Source organism: Citrobacter sp. Cu231, assembly GCF_030332265.1.
In the GTDB taxonomy this organism is placed as follows: domain Bacteria; phylum Pseudomonadota; class Gammaproteobacteria; order Enterobacterales; family Enterobacteriaceae; genus Citrobacter; species Citrobacter meridianamericanus.
The window spans coordinates 1-387 of sequence record NZ_JAOWIE010000012.1 but is presented as its reverse complement, the minus strand read 5'-3'; the positions used below and the strand labels follow the sequence as shown (position 1 = coordinate 387).

Genomic DNA, 387 nt, shown 5'->3' with positions numbered 1-387 from the left:
CCTACGGCCACTCCCCGTAAGGCGTTCTCTGCGATGTTGTTGTCGATTTCCACCCAGCCATTACTGCAGTACACGTTCAGGCCATCCCACTGTTTCAGCAGGTATGCGAACGCTTTTGCCGTATCCGAGTGACGCGACAGTGTTTTCATCTGAGTCTGTATCCAGTCATACAGTGACTGCATCAGTGGCGCAGCTCTGGCTTTTCTTGCCGCCAGACGCTGTTCTGCTGTACATCCCCGGACTTCTGCCTCTATGGCATACAGTTCACCGATACGCTGCAGGGCTTCCGTGGTGATGTCGGTGGGCACTCTTGCATGCACATCGTGGATTTTTCTCCGGGCATGAGCCATACACGCGGCTTCCGTTATTCTGCCGGATTCGTATAAC

The 387-nt window shown here is 54.3% G+C and carries 1 protein-coding gene; it reads right to left on the bottom strand.

The window, feature by feature from the left end:
• On the bottom strand, positions 1–387 hold a 387-nt coding region (locus OGY15_RS24755; RefSeq protein WP_286537261.1), incomplete at both ends, for an IS66 family transposase.